This window comes from Saccharopolyspora sp. NPDC049357 (genome assembly GCF_040677225.1).
Classification (GTDB): Bacteria; Actinomycetota; Actinomycetes; order Mycobacteriales; family Pseudonocardiaceae; genus Saccharopolyspora.
In genome coordinates, this window is sequence record NZ_JBFAQJ010000029.1 from 1 (window position 1) to 21,536 (window position 21,536).

Genomic DNA, 21,536 nt, shown 5'->3' on the forward strand with positions numbered 1-21,536 from the left:
CCGAACGGATCGCCGAGGAATGCCGCCGGCTCAGCCGGGACATAGGCGAAAGCTGGGCGGCGACGTGGGCGCTGTGGGTGCTGGGGCTCATCGGCAGGAGGTGTCCTGCTCCGGGAGTTGTTTCGGCGGCGGTCGGCTTCGCCGTCTCGCCGCCGTTGCTCATCGATTGCCACGCCTGCGCGGTGAGCCCGTACTTCGCCTTCCCGTACAGGCCGGCGAAGGTGGCCAGCCGGAACAGGCGCCCGCCGATGCCGTTGACCGGCGCCGGGTCGAGCCGTTCGGCGAGCCGGAAGTACGTCTCGCGCGCCTTCCTCGGGGTGCGCCCCAGGCCGTCGGTCTCGTGCCGCTCGGCCGCCCACTGCGCGAAGTCCGGGAAGGTCTCCTCGAAACCGAGGGCGTACCTGCGCAGACCGTCGTGGTCGAGGTGGGTGTCGCCGAAGAGCATTCGAGCGCCTGCCCTCGGGGCATGGTCAACGCGAAACGGCGAATTCCGGGTTCCGCGAGCACATGGACACCGCTGACCTGCGCGGACGTCCACCTGAATTGGCCGTGGACAAAGGCCGGTGGCCGCGAACAACGGGTTCCGGTTGCTGGTCTTCTCCTCACTGGACAGTGTCGAATCCACCGGCGGTTCTCCGGTTTCGCCCGGCCGCCGGGCTCAATTCGACCTTCACCGAAAGCGAGTGTGCTCAGATGAGGAAGACCGCTACCGCGTTGATGATGACCGCTCTGTTGTCGGTGTTGTCGGCGAGTTTCTTCGCCGCTCCGGCGTCGGCCGCGACCTGCAAGAGCCGGACGAGCGGGTTCCCGGGCAAGTGGGGGCCGATCTCGAAGGAGTGCTCCTACACCAGCCCGGCCAGCGGCTGGGACGGCAAGCTGCGGATCACCTGGAACGTGCAGGAGAGCACCAACCAGTACGCGTGCGTCGCGGCGCGGATGAGCAAGGCGAAAAACCCCGACAAGTGGCAGTCGGTGGGGTGCGGAACCCTCGGCACGGGCGAGATCAAGTGGCCCAAGAACACCGCGTCGATGGTCGAGGTCCGGGTGCGCAGCGGGAACGCCCACATGGCCAACGTGGACTACTCGATCTGATGAGCACCGGCCGGTCGCCGATTCGCTCGGCGACCGGCCGGGCGACTAGTCCCCCTTGGGCCGGCTGTCGAGGACAGCTGCCTCTTCGGGGGTGGGGGCGGTGCCGCCGAGGTGCGCGGGGAGCCACCAGCGCTCGTCGGCGTCAGCGGGCTGCTCGGGGTAACCGGCCTGCAGTTCGTCGAGGATCACCGACATGCGCTTGCGGAGGTCTTCGGTGAGCACCTCCGGGTCGTCCTGCGGGGTGGGCCAGAACGGCTCGCCCGCGTGGATGTGGATCGGCACGTGGCGCTTGGTGAGCGTCTTCGGCCTGCCCTTCGTCCACAGCCGGTGCGTGCCCCACAACGACATCGGCACGACCGGGACGCCTGCCTCGGCGGCCATCCGGACCGCGCCCGACTTGATGGGCTTGACGGTGAATGATCGGCTGATGGTCGCCTCCGGGAACACGCCGACGACCTCGCCCGCGCGCAGCCTGCGCACCGCCTCGTCGTAGGAGTCCCGTCCCGCCGCGCGGTCGACCGGGATGTGGTGCATTCCGCGCATCAGCGGCCCGGCGATCTTGTTGTCGAAGACTTCCTTCTTGGCCATGAAGCGCACCAGCCGCTTGGCGGGCTGCGCGCCGAGCCCGCAGAAGATGAAGTCGAGGTAGCTGACGTGGTTGCAGGCGATCACCGCGCCTCCGGTGCGCGGGATGTGCTCGGTGCCTGTCACACGCAGCCGGTTGTCCAGCACGCGGAACATGGCCTTCGCCGCCAGGATGACGGGCGGATAGACGATTTCAGCCATTTGAGCAGGTTACGCACCCGTAGGTTCGCGCGGACCACCCGTGCGTCCACAGTCACATTTCCCGAGGCAGAGAACGTGCCTCCATTGGTGCGAACCCCGTCCGACCAAGATCCGCCATACGGGTGCGGCCGCCGCATTTCGCTTCCACGGCCCGGTGCTTCACGGGACCCTTGCCAGGACTTGATCTTCCTGGGGGGAGTTCCCGTTCCGGAGGCACGCGTCATGCATGACAGGACTCAGCAGAGCGATCGACCGGGCAGGAAGGTCCTCACGGGCCTCGCGATCGCCGCAGGCGGCGGCGTGATCGCGCTGCTCTTGGAGTACTTCGTGATCCAACCCTGGCTCGCCCCGGAGAAGCCGGCCCCGTGGCACAGCAACAAAGCTCCCAACGCGGTCGGCAGCGTCTCCGCTCACGGCGACGTCACGCACGCTGACGGGAGGCGCAACGTGACCGGGGTTTTGCAGGACAAAGGCGACGACGACAAGGGCGTGCTGCTCATCTTCACCGTGGATGGCAAGGAATTTCTACGCGTGGCCAATACCGACGGCGCGAACCAGTCGGTCTCCATCGACGGGCGCTTCCCGGACACGGCCAAGAACATCGCGGTCCGCGAATGCCTGACGCACCAGGAGAAGGCAGCCGACATCGAGAAGTGCAGCGACGAGCTGACGATCTGGCCTCAGAGCTCGCCGTAGACGGTTTCGCAGGGGATGCCGTCGGCGTCGTCGTCCATGTCCGAGGGCGCGCCGAGGGAGTACCAGTAGCCGGTGACCTCGGCGAAGGTCATGCCCTGGGATAGCAGCGTCGCGCAGTCGTGGGTGCCCGTCCGCCCAGCAGCGGGGGCGTTCTTCTCGCCGTAGACGGTTTCGCACGGGATGCCGTCGGCGTCGTCGTCCATGTCCGACGGTGCTCCGAGGCCGTACCAGTGGCCGACGACCTCGGTGAAGTCCATCCCCGAGTTCTGCAGCTCTCCGCAGTCGTGGGTGTTGCGCACCGGCTCGTGCTGCTCGACCACGGCGGGCGCCTTGACCGTCGTCGACTGCGCGGGAGCCGGTGGTGGCGGAGGGGACGGCGAGGAGCCCGGCGGCACGATGTTGATCGTGCACCCGCTCGCGGCCGCGATAAGCGCCGCGCAGCACAGGAATCGGACTGCCCCCAGGTTCACGAGATCCAGCATGAGCTGCGGCACCACGACTCACCACGGGCCGAAGTCCTGCCTTCCTCGCAGCTCACCGATGATCTTGCTCCCGCGTCGCCGAGGTGGCCTGCGTCACAGGCGGCACCCTGGATCTTGCGACGATTCTTCCTGGGAGATATCTTTCCGCGAAGAAAACGTCAGAGAAGAAAGCTCCTGGATAGACACTTCCACGTGAGGGTGTTTCTCCAGCTGGGGAGAGAGCCACTGCGAGAGGGGGAGGACGCGCGCCGGCGTCGGTCGTGGGGATGCCCGGCGTCGGCGCGCGTTCACCGAGACCACTCTGAGGGGGTGGGCACGGCGTCGGTGCCGACATGGGGATGTCCGGCACCGACGCCGTGGTGAACGACCCTCAGCGGCCCGCGAGGTAGGCGCGGAACTCCTCGGGCGGGATCGGCCGGGAGAAGTAGTAGCCCTGGTAGGCGTCGACGGAGACCGCGCGCAGCAGCTGGTGCTGCGTGGAGGTCTCCACGCCCTCGGCGATGCACATGCGTCCCAGCGTGCGGGCGAGTTCGGTCATGGCGCGGGCGATGCCCAGGTCGTCGGGGTCGGTTCCGACGCCGCAGACGAACATGCGGTCCAGCTTGATGATCTGCGTCGGCAGCTCCTTGAGCACCGACAACGACGAGTATCCGGTGCCGAAGTCGTCGACCGCGAACTGCACTCCATCGGCTACCAGGTCGTTCATCTCCTGGCGCTGCTCCGGTTCGAGCTGCGCGAACACCGTTTCCACCATCTCCAGCACCAGATCGCTGGGCTCGGCACCGGTTTCGCGGATCACCGAGCGCACGATGTCGGCGAAACCGGGCTGCTCGGGGCGGAGTCCGGAGAGGTTCACCGCCACCTTCACCGGAACGCCGTCACCGCGCTTCCAGTTCATCGACTCGCGCAGGGCGATGCGCAGCACGCACGTGTCGAGATCGGCGAGCATCCCGCCGCGCGAGGCCACCGCGAGCACCACGTCCGGTGTGAGCGGCCCCAGGTCCGGGTGGTGCCATCGCAGCAGCGCCTCGGCGATCACGACGTTGTCGTCGTTGTCGATGACGGGCTGGTAGTGCAGGTCGAGCTCGTCGCGGGCGATGGCCTCGCGCAGGTGCTGCTCCAGCGTGAGCTGGTCGTGGTCGATTCCCGACCGCGACTGGCCGCGCACCCGGGCGTCGAGCATCGCCGACTCCGCGGAGCGCAGCAGCGCCACGACCTCGGTGCCGCTGTCCTCGACCACCTTCACGCCGATCGACGCCGAGACCTGAACCTGCCTGCTGCGCAGCGGAACGGTCATCCGGAACAGCTCCGCGACGCTGTTGACGACGGAGTCCAGATCGTGGTTCCCCTCGAGGTCGCGCAGCAGGATCACGAACTCGTCGCCGTAGAAGCGGGCCACCTCGCAGCGCGGGGGCAGCCCGGCGAGCAGGCGTTCGGCGACCGCGGACAGGAGTTCGTCACCGGCTTCGTGGCCGAGGGCGTCGTTGACCCGCTTGAAGTTGTGCAGGTCGCAGAACAGCACCGCGACGCTGCCTGGCTTTTCCGGCGGCAGCAGCTCGGCGAGCCGCTCCTGGAAACCCCGGCGGTTCAGCAGCCCGGTGAGCTCGTCGTGGGTGGCCTGGTAGCGCAGGGTCATGGCGCGGGCGAGCTGCTCGGTGATGTCGTGGAAGGTGACCATCCAGCTGCGGCCGCCGTCGTCGCGGACGGACGCGGCGGCGTGCACCTCGCAGGGCACGGCAGAGCCGTCCGAGCGGGCCAGCACCCGGTGCGGGACCAGCAGTTCACCGGAGGAGCGGGTGAGACCGCCGACCAGACCGCCGCCGGAGTCGGTGGGGTCGAGGAACTCGACGTCGCGGCGGCCGACCAACTCGTCGAGCCGGTAACCGAGCAGGTCGCAGAACGCGCCGTTGGCATCGACGAAGCGACCGTCGTCGTCGAGCAGCGCGATGCCCGCGGGCGCGAGCTCGAACAGGTCGGCCATCCTGCGCTTGGTGCGCTCGACCCTAGCGGCGGACGCGGTCTCGTTGCGCACCACCTTGATGAACCCGTCGAGCGCGCCATCCGGAGTGCGCTGCGCGGCGATCACCACGTGCGCCCAGTACCGGGTGCCGTCCTTCCGGATGCGCCAGCCCCTGTCGATGTAGAACGCGTTCTCGGCGGCCTGCCGCAACTCCCAGTTCGGGTAGTCCGCGGCGATCTGCTCAGGTGGGTAGAACAGCGAGAAGTGGCGTCCGATGACCTCGTGCGAGTCGTAGCCCCCGAGCCGGGCCGCGCCCGGGTTCCAACTGGCCACGTGGCCCTCTGGATCCAGGGCGAAGATCGCGTAGTCCCGCATGTCCTCGGCCGCGAGGATCTTCTGCGCACCGACGTGCACCGCCCATGGCTCACGCTTCTCGTGGTCCATAACTGGTCCCGTCCCTCGGCGTGTCCGCAACGTACGGTCCCGAGACCAGACCACGCAACTGCTGCGCGCTTGATTGTTCTGGTCAACGGCGCAGGTGGGAGGACCTGAGGGGCCCCGACCCTTCGGCGCAGGTCCTACGGCGCCGGCGTCGGGGCCAAGATCGCCGGGGTCACCCAGCGGTGCAGGAACGCGCGCAGATCGGCCCCGTCTCGCCCCGGCAGCGGGTCGTTGGCGAACGACAGGAGCACGCGCAGCAGGAACTCCAGCAGTTCGGTGAGCTCGTCGCCGGAGAAACCCAGCTCGTCCCAGTCGACGTCGGTGCGGGCGAACGCGATCCTGCAGGCGTCGAAGGCGCGGACCGACGTGGCTCCGCGCGAGAACGCTTCCGGACGACCGAGATCCAGGAAGAGCCCCAGATAAGGGTCTTTGGGCACGTGCTCGATGGCGTAGGCCATGGCCTCGACCACGACGTCGGCGGGATCGCGGCGTCCGGCGAGGTGGGCGACGAGTCGTTCCAGGAAGCTGTTGAGCGCGGCGAACCCGACCGCGATGAACAGCTCCTCGGTGCTCGGGAAGTAGCGGTAGACGGTCTGGCGGATGACGCCCAGCTCGGCGGCGACGTCCGAGAGGCTCGTCTTGCCCGGCCCGTGCCGGTCGATGCACCGCATCGCCGCGTCGATGATGCGGGCCTTGGCCTCCTCGCCGTCACGCGGCGGCGCGCCGTTCCACGCCGGTCGTTTCATGGCTCAAGTATGGCCGAGCGGGCCCGCGACGCTGCCCATTGCCTCGTGACAATCATACATCTACGGTATGACTGTATGACGCGCTTCGGCAAGCCGGACCGCGATCAACCCCGCGATCCGCGAGGAGGCAACGGTGCCTGACCCGACGATCCCGGCCGGACTCGACTTCTCCGATCCAGAACTGTGGGCCCGACGGACCCCGGTCGAGGAGTTCACCTCGCTGCGCCAGACGGCGCCGGTCTGGTGGAACGCGCAAACCGACGGCATGGACGCGCCCTACGACGACGGCGGCTTCTGGGTGATCAGCAAGCACGCCGACATCCGGGAGATCTCCCGCGACCCCAAGCTCTACTCGTCCGAGGCCAACAACGCGATCATCCGGTTCCCCGGCTACACCACGCCGGAAGCGTTCGAGGCGATCCGCACGATGCTGATCAACATGGATCCGCCGAAGCACACCAAGATCCGCGGCATCATCAACAAGGGGTTCACCCCGCGCGCCGTGGAGAACCTGCGGGCGGCGCTGTCCGAACGCGCCGAAGCCATCGTGCGCGACGCGCGCGAGCAGGGCGGCGGCGACTTCGTCGAGCAGGTCGCCTGCGAACTCCCGCTGCAGGCCATCGCAGAACTGCTGGGCGTGCCGCAGGAGGACCGCAAGAGCCTCTTCGACTGGTCCAACCAGATGCTCAACTTCGACGACCCCGAGTTCGGCGACCCGGTCGCCGCGGCCGCCGAAGTGCTCGGCTACGCGATGACCATGGCCGAGACCAAGCGCGCCTGCCCGATGGACGACATCGTGTCCAAGCTGGTCACCGCCGACGTCGACGGGCAGTCGCTGAGCTCCGACGAGTTCGGGTTCTTCGTGATCCTGCTGTCGGTCGCGGGCAACGAGACGACCCGCAACGCCACCACGCACGGCATGAAGGCCTTCGTCGACAACCCCGAGCAGTGGGAGATCTACCGCGAGCGGCGGCCGTCCACCGCACCCGACGAGATCGTCCGCTGGGCCACACCGGTCACCTCGTTCCAGCGCACCGCCACCGAGGACGTCGAGGTCAGCGGCCAGCTGATCCGCCGGGGCGAGCGGGTCGCGCTGTTCTACAGCTCGGCGAACTTCGACGAGGACGTCTTCGACGACCCGTTCCGCTTCGACGTGCTGCGAGACCCGAACCCGCACTTGGGTTTCGGAGGGACCGGAGCGCACTACTGCGTGGGTGCCAACCTGGCACGCCTGCAACTGGACCTGATCTTCAACGCGATCGCCGACGTGCTGCCGAACATCCGGCAGGTCGCCGAGCCCGAGCGGCTTCGATCCAGCTTCATCAACGGCATCAAGCACTGGCAAGTCAGCTACGAGTAGAAGGAATCCCCATGGCTATCGTGCAGCCGCAGCCGACCGCGGAGGACGGGCGGCGTCGCATCCGCCTGGACAGCCCCGTGGACCGCCACCACCTCGGCGACCTGGAGATCAGCACCAAGGCCGAGGTCGACGCGGCGGTCGAACGCGCCCGCAAGGCCCAGCAGGACTGGGCGGCGCGCCCGGTCGCCGAACGCGCCCGCATCCTGCGCAACGCGGTCGACGTGCTGGTCCGGCGGCGCGACGAGATCGTCGACCAGGTGCGCGCCGAGACCGGCAAGCCCCGCGTCGAAGCACTGGCCATCGAGATCGTGCCCGCCTGCGACTTCGTCAACTTCTGGTGCAAGCGCGCCACCAAGGACCTGCGCGACGAGAAGCGCAGGCTGCACGGGTACCTGGCGCCGATGAAGAAGCTGCGCATCCGGTACCAGCCGCTCGGCGTGATCGGGGTGATCACGCCGTGGAACGCGCCCTTCGTGCTGTCGCTGAACCCGGTCGTGCAGGCGCTGCTGGCGGGGAACTCGGTGGTGCTCAAGCCTTCCGAGGTCACCCCGCGCTCCGGTGAGCTCGCGGTGAAGGTGCTGCACGAGGCGGGCGTGCCCGAAGACGTGGTGCAGGTGGTGCACGGCGACGGCGAAACCGGTGCGGCCCTGGTCGACGGCGACGTCGACAAGATCTCCTTCACCGGCAGCGTCACCACCGGCCGCAGCATCGCCTCGGCCTGCGCCAAGAAGCTCACGCCCTACACCCTCGAGCTCGGCGGCAAGGACGCGATGATCGTCTGCGCCGACGCCGATCTGGAACGCGCCGCGGCCGGTGCGGCGTACCTGTCGATGTTCAACACCGGCCAGGTGTGCCTGAGCGTCGAGCGGATCTACGTCGTGGAGTCGGTCGCCGAGGAGTTCATCCGGCTCCTCCGGGAGAAGGTCATCGACCTGCGCTACGGCTCCGAGGACGGCGACGTGGGCCCGCTGTTCTTCGACCGGCAGGTCGACGTGGTCAGCAGGCACCTGGAGGACGCGAAGAAGAAGGGCGCCCAGGTGCTGGTCGGTGGCTCCCCCGCCGACGGCGAGGGACTGTTCTTCCAGCCCACCGTGGTCGTCGACGCCAACCACGAGATGGAGCTGATGACCGAGGAAACCTTCGGCCCTGTCGCCACCGTGATGCGGGTCCGCGACGAGGAGGAAGCCGTCCGCATGGCCAACGACTGCCAGTACGGGCTCGGCGGCAGCGTCTTCACCCAGGACAAGGCCAAGGCCGAGCGCATCGCGGGCCGGCTCAACACGGGATCGGTGGTGCACAACGACGCCGCGGTCATCTACGGCGTCCCGGAGGCGCCCTTCGGCGGGCGCAAGAACAGCGGTGTCGGCCAGGTCAACGGCCTGCAGTCGCTGCGCGGGTTCACCCACCCGCAGCCGATCCTGCTCAGCCGCTTCTCCTCGAAGAAGGAGAGCATCTGGTACCCCTACAACGCCGACACCATCCGGAACCTCGACGGCCTCATCCGCTACGGCTTCGGCAACAAGCTCCTCCGCAAGCTCCTCTCCTGACCCAGCCCCCGAGGTGCCCCGGCTTCAGGGGTGACCCGAATACGGCGGTATTCCGCCCCCCGATTACGGCGGCATTCCGGGTGACCGACCGGATTACCGCCGCAATCCGGACACCGAAAACGGCAGTAATCCGGGTAACCGACGCTGGGTCGGGAGGGCGGGCGGACGGCGCGTCCGGACCGGCGGTGTCGGGCCGGTGATGGTTGGGTGGGCGGCATGTCCGGAGCTCAGCACCTGGTCCAGGCGGCGGCGACGCTCAAGCAGGTCGTCGCCGGGATCTCGCCAGCGCAGCTGTCGGCGCCGACTCCGTGCGCGGAGTTCGACGTGCGGGCGCTGATCAACCACCTGCTGTTCTGGGGACCGTCCTTCGAGGCGGCGGCCCGCGGTGAGCGCGTCGCTCCGCCTGCGGAGGCCGTCGACCGCACGGGCGGCGACTGGGCGAAGGCGCTGCTCTCCCAGCTCGACCGCACCTCGCGCGCCTGGGAGGCACCGGACGCCTGGACGGGCCGGACCCACATGGGCGGCCCGACGACCTACCCGTCCGAGCTGGTGGGCCACCTGATCACCATCGAGTACACGGTCCACTCCTGGGACCTCTCCCGCGCGACGGACACCGAGGTCACCTGGGACACCGATACCCTCGGCCAGACCCTCGCCGAGGTCACCAGAACCGCGGCCAAGGGCCGGGAGATGGGCGCCTACGCCGAGGAGGTCGCGGTGCCGGAGGACGCCCTGCTGCTCGACAAGATCGTCGCGAAGACCGGCCGCGACCCCCGCTGGCGCCCCTGAGCGCACCGAACGGGGGTCGTAGCGGTCAGTCTCACCAGGCCGGACGCGCTCCGGGCGAGGGACGCCGGCGGAACTGGCGCGACGGGACGACACGAGCCCGGTCCACCGCCAGGGCGAACACCAGGCCACCGGCCACGAGCCAGGCGACGAGCTGCAGCACCCCGCCGAGAGCACCGCCGCTGCCGGTGACGATCGCCGAAAGCGCCTGCACCGCACCCTGCGTCGGCAGCACCGCGCTGACGTCGCGGAGGAAGCCGGGCACGGTCGACACCACGCCCGTCGCGGCGGCCAGCACCAGCACCGCGATCGAGATGATCCGCCCGATGCTGCCGAACACCGCCACCAACGCCTGGTTGACCACCACGAACGCCAGCGCCGCCAGCGAGGTCACCGCGGTGAAGGCCAGCCAACCGCCGAAACCGAGCCCCAGGAACGGCGCGAGCACCGCGCTCACCAGCACCGCACCGATTCCGCCCACCGCGACACCGGGCACCACCGAACCGAGCACCAACCGCCAGGTGGAGCGGCGCGAGGTCGACGCATCCGCCGGAACCGCCCTGGTCACCGCGTAGACGCCCATCGCAGCGGTCCAGAACGCGATGGCCACCAGCAGCGCGATCAGCGACTTGCCGAACCCGGGCAGGCTCGTCTCCAGCGCGGCCGGGCTCGCGGCCACGGTCTTGAGGTGCGCGCGCTCGTCGTCGGAGTAGCTGGGGAGCTTGTCGCCCGCCGGAGCCATCTGGTCGGCGAACTGGCGATTGCCGTCGGCGACCTGCCTGCTGCCGTCGGCCAGCGCCTGCACACCCGTCCCGAGCTGCTGCGATGCCCCGTTGAACTGGTTGAGCCCGTCGGCGAGCTGCCGCGCTCCCCCGGCGAGCTGATGCGCACCGCCGTCGAGCTGTTGCCCGCCTTGGGCGAGCTGACCGACACCGGCGACGAGTTCACCCGACTTGTCGGCGAGCATCTGGTTGCCCTGCGCGACCTGCTCGGAACCGTAGGCCAGACCCTGCATGCCGTCGCGCATGTCGCGCGCCGGCTTCTGGATCCGCTCCTTGATGGAGTCCAGCGCACCCTCCTGCCGGCTCAGCCGGTCGACCTCGGCGCGCAACCCGGCGCACACGTCGACGGTGGTCCCTTCCGGCGGGCACTGGGCGAGGAGCTTCTGCAGGTTGGCGAGTGTGCTGGACTCCGTCGGGATCTGGTCGGTGACGGTCAGGATCTGATCGGCGAGCGGCGTGAAGGTGTTGGCCATCTGCCGGTTCCCGGCCGCGACCTGCTTCGCGCCGTCGGCCAGCTGCTGGGTCTGCGCCGGCATCTGCTGGATCTGCTGGTGCAGCTGGGTGAGACCGCCGGAGAGCTGCGAGACACCGCCCGCGAGCTGCCCGGTTCCGCCCGCGAGCTGGTTGCCGCCGTCGGCGAGCTGCCCGGTTCCGCCGGTCAGCTGACCGACCCCGGTGGACAGCTGGCCGATGCCGTCGGCGAGCTGCCCGCTGCCGTCGGCGAGCTTGTTGGCGCCGTCGGCGGCCGTGCCGAGCTGCTCGTGCATCTGCGTGAAGCCGCCGTAGAAGCCGTCGAGCAGCTGCTCCAGGATCTGCTTGTTGAACACCGACACGCTCTGCCGGGCCGCGGCCGACACCGCGGCGGCGTCGGCAGGTGCCGCGGCCGGGGATGTCTTGACCTGGATGCCGGCGCGGGTGGCGTCGAGGGGTTCACCGGTCATGACCGAGGCGGCGTTCTGCGAGAACCGCGGCGGGATGATGACCGCGGCCGAGTAGCGGCCTTCGCTGAGACCTTCGTCGGCGTCGTCGGTGTCGGTCATCTCCCACGAGTAGCCGGACTCGGTGTTGTTGACCAGCTTCGCGGCCATCTCGCGGCCGAGCGGGGCCATCTGCCCGTTGATGGTGGCGGGTTCGTCGTTGTTGACCACCGCGACCTTGGCGGCGCCGTGCTCGGACATCGGCGCCCAGAAGGCCCAGGCCAGCACTCCGACGATGAGCACCGGCACGAGCACCAAGCCGGTCCAGGTGCGCCAGCCGACCGAGCCGCCTGCGCGCCTGCTCGCGTGCGTGAACGGGTTCAGCATGTCCCTCACACCTCCAGGAGGCGGCCGGCGAACGCGGGGGCGTCCGGCCGCGTGGAAAGCCGCATCGTGCTCAGCCGGTGTTCCGGCAGCAGGCCGGAGACCAGGCTCGGGTTCTGGTGGGTGACCACGAAGGCCACCGGCTCACCGTCCGATGTGGACGCTTGCGCGAGCAGCCGGGCGATCTCGCGGCGCTGTTCGGTGTCGGCGACGGCGTCGAGCTCGTCGATGAGCACCAGCCGCACGCCGTCGGCCAGGGCCGAGGCGATCTCGGCGGCGGGCGCAACGCTCTCGCGGCAGCGCACCAGCGCGGTGGCGGACCGCACGGCGCGGGCGCGCTGCGGCAGCAGCAGGCCCATAACGCGCACGTCGCCGCGCACTCCGCTGAGCCGTCCGCCGAGCGCGTGCAGCATCGCCGAGGACAGGTCGTCGTCATCGCCCTGCACCGCCAGCACTCCGCCGGGCCGCAGCGCGATCCGCACGCCTTCGAAGACCGGCTCGTCGCGGTCGTCGTGCACGCCGAACCCGCGCGCGCTGACGACCTCGTCGTTGCCGGGCCAGTTGGCGAGCCGGATCTCGTGCTCCAGCGCCTCGCCTTCGACGTCGAGCGCGGGAAGCTTGCGCGACAGCCACTTCGGCAGCCACCAGGCCCGGTCGCCGAGCAGCGCCATCACCGCGGGCACGAGCGTCATGCGCACGATGAAGGCGTCGACGAACACGCCGACGGCGAGCCCGAAGGCGATGGGCTTGATGTTGGAGTCGCCGTGCGGGACGAACGCGGCGAACACCGAGATCATGATGACCGCGGCGGCCACCACGACGGGCGAGACGTTGGAGAACCCGGCTTCGATGGCGCGCTTGGCGTCGCGGTTGTGCGTGTAGTCCTCGCGCATCCGGGACACGAGGAACACCTCGTAGTCCATGGCCAGGCCGAACAGGATCGCCATCAGCAGCAGCGGCAGGAAGCTGATCACGCCGCCCACGTGGGTGATGTTGAGCTGCTCGGCGAGGTGGCCCTGGTTGAACACGAACGCCGTGGCGCCGAAGGTCGCACCGACCGACAGCAGGTAGCCCAAGGCCGCCTTGATCGGCACCCACACCGACCGGAACACCATGGCCAGCAGCACCAGCGTCAGCCCGACGACGATGACGCCGAAGGGCAGCAGCGCGTCGCTGAGCTTCTCCGACAGGTCGATGCCGATGGCGGTCATGCCGGTGACGGCGATGCCTGCGCCGTAGGTCTGCTCGAAGTGCGGGCTGAGGTCGCGCAGCCGGTGCACCAGGTCCTCGGTCTCCTGCGACTCACCGCCGGAGGTGGGGATGACCTGGATGATGCCGGTGTCGATGGTCTCGTTCGGGGTGGCCATCGGGACCGCGGCGACGCCGGGCAGCGCGCGGATCTCGTCGGCCATGCCGTTGACCTGGCCGAGCGGGTCCTTGGTGCCGATGACGTCGGTGGTGACGATCAGCGGCGCGTTGTAGCCGGGGCCGAACTGCTCGGCGACGGCGTCGTAGGTGTCGCGCGCCGGGGTCCCCACGGCCTGCGCTCCGGCGTCGGGCACCGAGAGCCGCAGGTCAGCGGCGGGGAGCGTGCAGATTCCCAGCGCGGCGATGACGATCACGATCGTCAGCAGCGGAGCCTTGGTGACCGCGCGAACCCAGCGCAGGCTGAACTTGGTGCGCGTGCGCGTGCGGGTGCGGGTCGTGCGCTTGGCGCGCTTGGGGCGCAGCCGCTCTCCGGCGAAGCTGAGCAGCGCGGGGATGACGGTCAGCGAGGCGGCGACGCCGACGGCGATCGACACGCCGGCGAGGATGCCCATGACGGTCAGGAACGGGATGCCGGGAACGGCCAGCGCCAGCAGCGCGATGATCACGGTGACGCCGGCGAAGATCACCGCGGATCCGGCGGTGGCCACCGAGCGCGCGATCGATTCGGGGACGTCGAGTCCAGCGGCGAGTTGTTCGCGATGGCGCGAGACGATGAAGAGCGAGTAGTCGATGCCGACGGCGAGCCCGAGCATCAGGCCGAGCATCGGCGCGGCCGAGGACACCGTGACGAAGGCGGTCGACAGCAGCACGATCGTCATCGACACGCCGACGCCGACCAGCGCGGTGATCAGCGGCATCACGGCGCCGACCAGCGAGCGCAGCATCAGCAGCAGCACGAGCAGCGCCACGATCACGCCGACCGCTTCGGTGGCGCCGACGGCGGGCATGTTGACGGCGAAGATCGAGCCGCCCGCGTGTACGTCGCTGCCGGGGCCGAGCTCGCGTTCGAGGGTGTCGGCTTCGGCGAGGAGATCGTTCTTGACCGAATCCGGCACGGAGGTCGCGGCGTAGCTGAGCTGCACCGTGATCAGCGCGGTGTCGCCGTCGGGCGTGACCTGGTTCTTGACCATGTCCGACAGCGGGTTCATCACCGCCGTCACACCCTCCTGGGCTTCGACGCGGTGGATCACGGCGTCGAGGGCCTCACGCCCCTGCGGCGAGTCGATGCGCTGGCCGGGCGGCATGGTGGCCACGAGCTGAGCGCTGGAGCCACTCATCTGGGGGAAAACGTTGTTGAGGTGGTCGAGCGTGTCCTGCGACTCGGAGCCGGGGATCGCGAGTTCGGTCTCCATGCCCTGCTGGAACAGCGCGGCACCGGTTCCGAGCACCGCGAGCAGGGCTAACCACGCGACCAGCACCCAGGCTCGACCGCGGACCACTGCCCGCCCCAGCCGGTAAAGCAACGAAGACAAGGGGAACACTCCCGGTATTTCGATACACGGTGTATGCGATACAGACTGTATATTTCCCGAGATCCACGTAGCTCGTGCCCGCAGGCAACTGTGAGGCGAAACACCAAGCAGGAGAATCCCGGTCATGACCGACCAGCCGCGCCAACGCGAAACCCGGCGACGGGCGCAGACACGTCGACGCCTGATCGACGCAGCACGCGAGGTGTTCTCCGAGCACAGCATTCGCGACACGCCCGTGGAGCTGATCTGCGAGACCGCAGGCTTCAGCCGCGGCGCCTTCTACTCGAACTTCGACACCAAGGAGGACCTGTTCCTCGCGGTGTACGAGGAGGAGATGAGCCTGCGCATCCAGAAGACGCGGGCGATCGTCGACGACGTGCTCGTCGAGGGCATCGCCGACCGGGAGTCGCTGCACGACGCGATCGTCAAGGTGGGCACGGCCTGCGCGGAGTCGCTGATCGCCGACCAGAACTGGTACATGTTGGTCACCGAGTTCCGCGCGCACGCACTGCGCCACCCGCACCTGCGCAAGCGCGCCGGCGAGTCCCTGGAGCACCTCACGGACTCGATCGCCGAGCTGCTGCACGAGGCCCTGGACCGGCTGAACCTGCGCCTGGTCGTCGACACCCGCGACGCCGTCCGCGCGCTGACCTCGGTCTACGAGGCCCAGCTGGAACACGCGGCGTTCACCGGCGCCTCGTCGACGTCGAAACCGCTCTTCACGCAGATCTTCCCCAGGATGGTCCAGTCGTTCATCGAACCCGGCGATCCCACGTGACGCGTTGCCGCATCATTCCTCTTCATAACCTAAAATGAGATCCGATGCAGGAAGATATGTACTCGGTTGAGCAGGTCGCGGCACTCCTCGGCCTGCACGTGCGCACGGTTCGCAGCTACATCCGCTCGGGCAGGCTCAACGCCGTCCGCATCGGCAAGCAGTACCGGATCTCCCGGACCGACCTCGAACAGCTCACCGGCAGACCGACCGAACCCGCCCACACCGCAGGCGCGGTGGAGGTCTCCAGCATCGTCCAGATCGACGGCGTCGACCGCTCAGCCGCAGACCGCCTCGGCACCCTCGTCCTCGCGGGCGTGGGCGCCGACCGCACCCTGCGCGTGCAAACCATCCACGACGAGGACCGCAAACGCCTCAAGATCATCGTCATCGGAGAGATGGCCGAAACAGCCGAGGTCCTGCAACTCCTCGACTCGGTCCTCAACAGCGAAAGCGGCCTCTTCACGACGGAGAACCCGTGATCCTGCCGGAGGTCCGCGACCCGCGCCTGATCACCGTCCGGCGCGGAGGAACGCTCACGGACTCCGATCACCACCTGCTGGCCCGGTGGGCCGCCGACTGCGCCGAGCACGTCCTGCACCTGTTCGAGCAGACCGAACCAGGCGATCCACGCCCGCGTCAGGCGATCGAGCAGATCCACGCCTGGACCCGCGGTGAGATCCGGATGTGGGATTCCCGCTCAGCGGGCGGACACGCGATGGCGGCGGCACGCCCGCTGTCCGGAGCACCGCGCTTCGCGGCGTTCGCCGCAGGCCAGGCCGCGGTGGTGGCGCACGTCGCGGAGCACGACCTCGGCGCGGCCGCCTACGCGATCAAGGCCGTCCGCGCAGCCGAGGACGAGGCGGCCGGGCGCGAGGAATGCCGCTGGCAACGCGCCCAACTCCCCGACCCGATCCGCACGCTCGTTCTGGAAGACCAGCAGCGGCGCAACGAGATCTGCTGGTCGGTCTTCGACTGACAGGCTCAGTCGAGGCAGAACTCGTTGCCCTCGACGTCCTGCATCACCTGACAGGACTCGTTGAACCCGTCGGCGACCAGGAGCGTGCCCCGGGTGGCCCCGAGCTCTTCGAGACGTGCGCACTCGGCCTCCAGAGCAGCGAGCCGCTCCTCCCCCACCAGACCCGTCCCGACCCGCACGTCGAGGTGCACCCGGTTCTTCACGACCTTGCCCTCAGGAACCCGCTGGAAGAACAACCGAGGCCCCACACCCGAGGGATCAACGCAGGCGAAGGCCGAACCCTGCTGCTCAGCGGGCAGAGACCGATCGAACTCACCCCAGGACCCGAACCCCGGCGGCGGAGGCGGCACCACGTACCCGAGCACCTCGCACCAGAACCGAGCAACCCGCTCCGGCTCCGCGCAATCAAAAGTGATCTGAACCTGCTTAACCGACCCCATCACCCCAGCGTAGCGACACCACGCGCAAAAACGGGCGCATTCGCAGCCGAAACTCTCGCCGCGCTTGGCCACCATCCCGCAGTGTCGCCAACGCGGTCCGGCTCGACGCTCGGGATGTCACGTGCGCCGTGGCTGGCGCACATCGCCGCCTACCCGTTCAAGCTCCGGGGACTGATCGACGAGTTCCACGCGAGCAGCACCGACGGGCTGCGAGCCGCAGAAGCGCAGGGGGACGATCCCACCCGAGCACGGCTGCTGTTCCACCTGGGCGAGGCACACCACTTCCACGACGAATTCGACGCGGGAAGCCACTACATGCGGCAATCCGCCGAACTCTTCTCCGCTCTGGGCGAGAGCTGGTGGGAGGCGCTGGCCCACAACGTGCAAGGCGAGACCTTCCTGGAGCAGGAGCTCTACGCAGAGGCGGCTGCCTCGGTACGGCGGGCGCTAGATCTTGCCAATGACCTCAAAGGCGCCCTGCCGTGCTGGGACTGGCCTTGGCCCACCTCGGTGATTTTCGACGAAGCGTTCTCCTACCTGCGCCACTCGCTCAGCACCAGCGGCAGCGACGGCTTCGCGACCGGTTACACGTTGCACGCCGTCGGAATCGCACATCTCCTCGCGGGCGACACCGAGAACGCGGTTGAGAACCTCCAACGCGCAGTGGAGCACCGTCACCACCTCGGCCAGCGGGTGAGCGAGGCCACGAGTCTCACGGCCCTCGGCAAGGCGCACCAGCCCCTCCCGGTTCAGGGTGTCGTCGTCCGCCGGTGCACCGCTCGCCCAACGATGATGCTGGTCCTCGGGCTCAGACTTGCCGGTCTCCTCGACTTCCTCCAAGGTCGGCTCATCCGTCTCGACGGTCGAGACTTCAGGGAGCAACTCAACGTCGCCACGCACGACGCTCGGCGGAGCCGGAGCCCCTTCCTCAGCAATGGACTTGTCCAGAGGCCACAGCTTGAAGACGGACTTCCCGCCGGTTCTTTTCGCGGTCCAGCGAGTGGCCGAGATACCAGGCAGCACCCACGTGCGTCTCAAACTCGCCGATGTACTCAACGTAAGCCGGGCGAACCTCACGAAATAGGTGGAGTCTTCGGCCTGGAGTCGCGAGCGCCTTGTTCCCAGCTGTGAGCTTCTGCGGCCCCTTTGTCCCCTCACCTGTGTAGTGAAAAGGCGCCGTTTGACCGCCAGCCGTCGTAGTCATAGCCGTACTGGCTACCGCCCTTGCCAGTGAAGATCAGGACGTGCTTGGCCTTGGCGATCGGTGCGATCCCGCTCTGCCGGTTGCCCCCGTACTTCGCCTGCACTTCGGTCCGGCGAAGGACCGTCCCCGGCTTGATGTCCCACCCGTCAACGTCAGTCGCCACGGCGCGACACCCTATTCGGCGTCCCTCCATGGCGTGATCAAAACTGCCGTTCACATGGCGAAATAGCTGATTCTCGCCTGAACGGAGTACCGAGGTTCAGGTGAGCCCACACCGTCTTTCAAAGCGTGCGGGGAGCCCTCAGGCAAACGGCTTGGGCTCACCAGGCTGTGACGAACGAGTGCCTCAACTGCCAGCTTCGATACGTTCGAAGTCGCCGGAAGACACCTCGTAGATGCAGGTGATGCCGTAGGAGTTCAGCAGGTCGACCAGATCCACGGGCGGCTTCTTGGGCACGAGAACGGCAAGCTGCTCGTGGTTGACATGGCGCGCATAGTCCTGGACCTGCCCCAACGCGTATCGGAGGCTGTGCCTCGAAACATTGCTCTTCGCCTCGATCAGCTCGCGGAGCTTCTCGTCGAACAGATCGACGTTCAGCGATGGAGCACCGGGCAAACAAGGGTGTTCACGGAGTTACCGACCGACGCAATCCCAGCCTGCCGGTTACCCCCATAGAGATCGTGAACCTCTTGTCGGCGCATCTCTGCGCCCGGCTCGATGTTCCAGTCCTCGTCGTTCAGTTCACGCGCAGCCACGGCTAGTAACACTAATGGGTGGTACCGACGGAGTGATTACTTCGTCAACGGCAACGTTCTTCCAATCCTCACCCGAGCTCACACGGGGAAGTCTCGGCTATCCCGAGCAGCGCTCTGATGTAGCTGTAGAAGTCGCCGGCATCGATGTCTTCAACAACCGTCGCGTTGGCTTCCAGGCCGTGGACTCCCCAGGACATGGCTGCGTATCCCCTGGTCAGTTCGCCTGCTGTTTCCACGTCGACGTGGTAGTTGGCCTTTCGCGTGATCAGCTCGGGATGCAGCAGCACCGCTGCTGCCAACGAATCCGGGTGGGTAGTTCCGTCGATGCCGACGCTTCGGTCGAAGTCGAGGGTTGCTGCGCAGACTCGGGTGAAGAAGTCGGAGAGCGGGGTTCCGAGGGCGGCGATCGCGTCGAGCTGCGCTTGGCCGAAGACTGCTTGTTCCAACGTGAGCGGTGCCCAGGGGATGACCGTGATGTCGAAGCCCGCTGCGAAGACCGCCTTCGCGGCTTCGGGGTCGACGTAGAAGTTGAATTCTGCTGCGGCTGTGATGTTTCCGCGGGCGTTGTTGCTGCCGCCCATCACGTAGAGGGCTTTGACGTTGTCGACGAACGTGGGGTCTTTGACCGTGGCTGTGGCGATGTTGGTCAGCGGGCCGATGCAGACGATCGTCAGTTCGCCTGGGGACTCCGCGGCTAGGCGGATGAGGGCGTCCACCGCGTGTTCCGGGTCGGCGTCGCAGCCGGTCATGTCCATGGTCATGCCGCCGACTCCGTCGCCGTGGACGTTCTCAGCGCTTTCCCACGGGCGGACCAGGGGGCGGCGGCAGCCGAGGTGGACCGGGACCTCGCCCAGCCTGCCTGCGACGTTGAGGGTGAGGAAGGCGTTGCGGATCTGCTGGTCGAAGCCGACGTTGCCGGCGACCATGGTGATCGCGCGCAGGTCTGCTCGGGGGTCGAGGAGGCCGACGAGCAGGGCGATGCAGTCGTCCTGCGCGGTGTCCGTGTCGATCACCAGAGGCACCTTCGGGGTCGTCATGTCGGCTCCTGTTCGGGCGGATGTCGGTCGCGACCGCAATACTCGCCCCGCGATCAACCGGCGCACCAGGGAGGCGACATGCCGACGCAGATCTCCACGTTCTTGATGTTCCAGAACGGCAAGGCCGAGGAGGCGATGAACTTCTACATCAGCCTGTTCGACGACGCCGAGGTGCTCACCATCAGCCGTTACGGCCCTGGTCAGCAGGGGGCTGAAGGATCCGTGCAGCACGCCACGTTCACCTTGTGCGGGCGGCAGTACATGTGCATCGACTCGCCCGTGTCGCACGCCTTCGACTTCACGCCGTCGGTGTCGCTGTACGTCGACTGCGTCGACGAGCAGCAGCGGGACCGGCTCCACCAGGCGCTTTCCGAGGACGGCGCGGTGCTGATGCCACCGGACGACTACGGGTTCTCGCGGAAGTTCAGCTGGGTCAACGATCGGTACGGGATTTCCTGGCAGCTCAACCTCCCGCACAGCTGAGCGATCTTGCAACGCTAAGGTCTGCGCATCCGTTCCGATTCGATTGGGAGCCGATGACGACCGTCAGCGATCACGCAGCAGAAACGCTCACCGTGCTTCGGCCGGACGTCCGGGAAGCCGCCGAGAACGCCGACGCCGCAGTTCTCCGCCCCGAAGACCAGTCCCAGCTGGGCCAGGCCGATCGGGCGCGGATCGCGCTGCGCGTCGCGCTGGTCAACGAGTCCCCCTCCTACGCCGACTCGGTAGCCGTCGCGCTCGACGACGCCGAGGTCGTGCGGAACGTCGAGCGCTGGGGTGAGCTGCCCGAGTCGACGCAGGCGCTGCTGGCGCACTGCGAGCAGGTCGCGCTCGACCCGGCGGACGTGGGCGCCGACGAGATCGCCGAACTGCGGGAGCACTTCAGCCCCGCTCAGGTCGTCACCGCCACGCAGGTCGCCGCCTACGCGAGCTTCCGGGTGCGGCTGGAGAGCGGGCTGCGGCTGGTGGCCGGCGCCGGGGACGGTCCCGCGTCCCAGGCCGGGATCACCATCGAGGCCGGTGCGGCCGCCGACGGGTTCGCGCTGTCGACGCCCGACCAGGCGTTCCCGTCGATGCGGTGGGCGTCGCGGGTCGTGTCCGGCGGTGACTTCGTGGAGACCCTCAAGCTCGACGCCGGGGTGCTGTCGGCGCAGACCCTGCTGCGCGAGGCGATCATGACCGGTCACGGCGCTCTGGGCCGGGCCGATCGCGAACTCGCCGCGCTGGCGACCTCGCTGATCAACGGGTGCGGCTACTGCACGGCCGTGCACGGCAAGCGGCAGGTGGAGCTGTCCGGGGACCCGCTGACCGCCGTGGTCCTCGCCGAGGCCGGTCCCGCCGCCATCGCCGACGAGCGGCTGCGGGCCGTCGTCGACGTCGCCGGGGCCCTCACCTACACGCCGGCCGCGCTCACCGCCGCCGATGTCCGACGGCTGCACGCCGCCGGGCTCGGCGCCGACGACGTGCACGACCTGGTCGCCGTGTCGTCCATGTTCGCCTGGGACAACCGGCTGATCATGACGCTCGGCAACGCCGTGCGTTCCTAGTTCCTCCTGCGGATCGGCCTCTCTCGGGTGACAGTGGGGTGACCTGCGGCGTGTCGTGGCGGACCCGTCGGGGTAGTC

The 21,536-nt window shown here is 68.4% G+C and carries 21 protein-coding genes and 1 pseudogene; 11 read left to right on the forward strand and 11 right to left on the reverse strand.

Annotated elements, in window-relative coordinates:
* Positions 1–445, reverse strand: a pseudogene (locus AB0J91_RS22410) (hypothetical protein); the annotation flags it as partial.
* Between the two features lie 248 nt (positions 446–693).
* Here AB0J91_RS22410 and AB0J91_RS22415 point away from each other — a divergent pair.
* Complete coding sequence (locus tag AB0J91_RS22415) at positions 694–1,092, forward strand: hypothetical protein (RefSeq protein ID WP_363789355.1); 399 nt, start codon at positions 694–696, stop codon at positions 1,090–1,092.
* A 45-nt stretch (positions 1,093–1,137) separates the two neighbouring features.
* Here the strand turns inward: AB0J91_RS22415 and AB0J91_RS22420 are convergent, their stop codons facing one another.
* Positions 1,138–1,878 (reverse strand): lysophospholipid acyltransferase family protein, encoded by a 741-nt coding sequence (locus AB0J91_RS22420; RefSeq protein ID WP_363789354.1) that lies wholly within the window; start codon positions 1,876–1,878, stop codon positions 1,138–1,140.
* Positions 1,879–2,058: 180 nt separating this feature from the next.
* On the opposite strand from AB0J91_RS22420, the gene AB0J91_RS22425 reads away from it, so the two are divergent.
* A complete protein-coding gene (locus tag AB0J91_RS22425; protein WP_363872011.1) occupies positions 2,059–2,574 on the forward strand; it encodes a hypothetical protein in 516 nt (171 codons plus the stop codon).
* On the opposite strand, the gene AB0J91_RS22430 is transcribed toward AB0J91_RS22425, so the two are convergent.
* The 3 genes from AB0J91_RS22430 to AB0J91_RS22440 all read right to left on the reverse strand — a co-directional run bounded on the left by AB0J91_RS22430 (position 2,559) and on the right by AB0J91_RS22440 (position 6,203).
* A complete protein-coding gene (locus AB0J91_RS22430) occupies positions 2,559–3,044 on the reverse strand; it encodes a hypothetical protein (RefSeq protein WP_363872014.1) in 486 nt (161 codons plus the stop codon). The genes AB0J91_RS22425 and AB0J91_RS22430 overlap by 16 nt on opposite strands.
* Positions 3,045–3,426: 382 nt before the next feature.
* Positions 3,427–5,460, reverse strand: coding sequence for an EAL domain-containing protein (locus AB0J91_RS22435; protein ID WP_363872016.1), 2,034 nt, complete (start codon positions 5,458–5,460; stop codon positions 3,427–3,429).
* A gap of 134 nt (positions 5,461–5,594) precedes the next feature.
* On the reverse strand, positions 5,595–6,203 hold the full coding sequence (locus AB0J91_RS22440) for a helix-turn-helix domain-containing protein (RefSeq protein WP_363872018.1): 609 nt from the start codon (positions 6,201–6,203) through the stop codon (positions 5,595–5,597).
* Positions 6,204–6,336: 133 nt separating this feature from the next.
* Here AB0J91_RS22440 and AB0J91_RS22445 point away from each other — a divergent pair, with 133 nt between their 5' ends.
* The 3 genes from AB0J91_RS22445 to AB0J91_RS22455 all read left to right on the forward strand — a co-directional run bounded on the left by AB0J91_RS22445 (position 6,337) and on the right by AB0J91_RS22455 (position 9,899).
* Positions 6,337–7,563, forward strand: coding sequence for a cytochrome P450 (locus AB0J91_RS22445; protein WP_363872020.1), 1,227 nt, complete (start codon positions 6,337–6,339; stop codon positions 7,561–7,563).
* 11 nt (positions 7,564–7,574) lie between these two features.
* The gene (locus tag AB0J91_RS22450; protein ID WP_363872022.1) at positions 7,575–9,110 is read left to right on the forward strand and encodes an aldehyde dehydrogenase family protein; all 1,536 of its coding nucleotides are present in this window, start codon (positions 7,575–7,577) and stop codon (positions 9,108–9,110) included.
* Between the two features lie 216 nt (positions 9,111–9,326).
* Positions 9,327–9,899: a TIGR03086 family metal-binding protein gene (locus AB0J91_RS22455; protein ID WP_363872024.1), complete on the forward strand. Its 573-nt coding sequence runs from the start codon at positions 9,327–9,329 to the stop codon at positions 9,897–9,899.
* 31 nt (positions 9,900–9,930) lie between these two features.
* Here AB0J91_RS22455 and AB0J91_RS22460 read toward each other — a convergent pair whose 3' ends face one another.
* Together AB0J91_RS22460 and AB0J91_RS22465 are read right to left on the reverse strand one after the other, a co-directional pair.
* Complete coding sequence (locus AB0J91_RS22460) at positions 9,931–11,982, reverse strand: YhgE/Pip domain-containing protein (protein ID WP_363872026.1); 2,052 nt, start codon at positions 11,980–11,982, stop codon at positions 9,931–9,933.
* Positions 11,983–11,987: 5 nt separating this feature from the next.
* Entirely contained in the window at positions 11,988–14,720 is a 2,733-nt protein-coding gene (locus AB0J91_RS22465; RefSeq protein WP_363872028.1) for an MMPL family transporter, read from the reverse strand.
* A gap of 124 nt (positions 14,721–14,844) precedes the next feature.
* Here AB0J91_RS22465 and AB0J91_RS22470 point away from each other — a divergent pair, with 124 nt between their 5' ends.
* From AB0J91_RS22470 to AB0J91_RS22480, 3 genes are read left to right on the forward strand one after another with little or no spacing between them, the layout of a single operon-like run.
* Positions 14,845–15,498, forward strand: coding sequence for a helix-turn-helix domain-containing protein (locus AB0J91_RS22470; protein ID WP_363789344.1), 654 nt, complete (start codon positions 14,845–14,847; stop codon positions 15,496–15,498).
* Positions 15,499–15,542: 44 nt separating this feature from the next.
* Positions 15,543–15,977, forward strand: coding sequence for a helix-turn-helix domain-containing protein (locus AB0J91_RS22475; RefSeq protein ID WP_363789343.1), 435 nt, complete (start codon positions 15,543–15,545; stop codon positions 15,975–15,977).
* Positions 15,974–16,474 carry a putative immunity protein gene (locus AB0J91_RS22480; protein WP_363872030.1) on the forward strand — a complete coding sequence of 167 codons (501 nt, stop codon included), beginning with the start codon at positions 15,974–15,976 and terminating at the stop codon, positions 16,472–16,474. The genes AB0J91_RS22475 and AB0J91_RS22480 overlap by 4 nt, the downstream gene beginning before the upstream one ends.
* Before the next feature lie 5 nt (positions 16,475–16,479).
* Here AB0J91_RS22480 and AB0J91_RS22485 read toward each other — a convergent pair whose 3' ends face one another.
* Positions 16,480–16,914 carry a VOC family protein gene (locus AB0J91_RS22485; protein ID WP_363872032.1) on the reverse strand — a complete coding sequence of 145 codons (435 nt, stop codon included), beginning with the start codon at positions 16,912–16,914 and terminating at the stop codon, positions 16,480–16,482.
* A gap of 81 nt (positions 16,915–16,995) precedes the next feature.
* Here AB0J91_RS22485 and AB0J91_RS22490 point away from each other — a divergent pair, with 81 nt between their 5' ends.
* Entirely contained in the window at positions 16,996–18,045 is a 1,050-nt protein-coding gene (locus tag AB0J91_RS22490; protein WP_363872035.1) for a tetratricopeptide repeat protein, read from the forward strand.
* A 23-nt stretch (positions 18,046–18,068) separates the two neighbouring features.
* Here AB0J91_RS22490 and AB0J91_RS22495 read toward each other — a convergent pair whose 3' ends face one another.
* From AB0J91_RS22495 to AB0J91_RS22505, 3 genes are all read right to left on the reverse strand, one after another.
* Positions 18,069–18,281, reverse strand: coding sequence for a hypothetical protein (locus AB0J91_RS22495; protein ID WP_363872038.1), 213 nt, complete (start codon positions 18,279–18,281; stop codon positions 18,069–18,071).
* Positions 18,282–18,464: 183 nt separating this feature from the next.
* Positions 18,465–18,734, reverse strand: a complete 270-nt coding sequence (locus tag AB0J91_RS22500) for a hypothetical protein (protein WP_363872040.1) — start codon at positions 18,732–18,734, stop codon at positions 18,465–18,467.
* 208 nt (positions 18,735–18,942) lie between these two features.
* Positions 18,943–19,911 (reverse strand): nucleoside hydrolase, encoded by a 969-nt coding sequence (locus AB0J91_RS22505; protein ID WP_363872043.1) that lies wholly within the window; start codon positions 19,909–19,911, stop codon positions 18,943–18,945.
* Positions 19,912–19,989: 78 nt separating this feature from the next.
* On the opposite strand from AB0J91_RS22505, the gene AB0J91_RS22510 reads away from it, so the two are divergent.
* Together AB0J91_RS22510 and AB0J91_RS22515 are read left to right on the forward strand one after the other, a co-directional pair.
* On the forward strand, positions 19,990–20,394 hold the full coding sequence (locus AB0J91_RS22510; protein WP_363872046.1) for a VOC family protein: 405 nt from the start codon (positions 19,990–19,992) through the stop codon (positions 20,392–20,394).
* A 53-nt stretch (positions 20,395–20,447) separates the two neighbouring features.
* Entirely contained in the window at positions 20,448–21,458 is a 1,011-nt protein-coding gene (locus AB0J91_RS22515; protein WP_363872049.1) for a peroxidase-related enzyme, read from the forward strand.
* Positions 21,459–21,536: the final 78 nt, after the last annotated feature.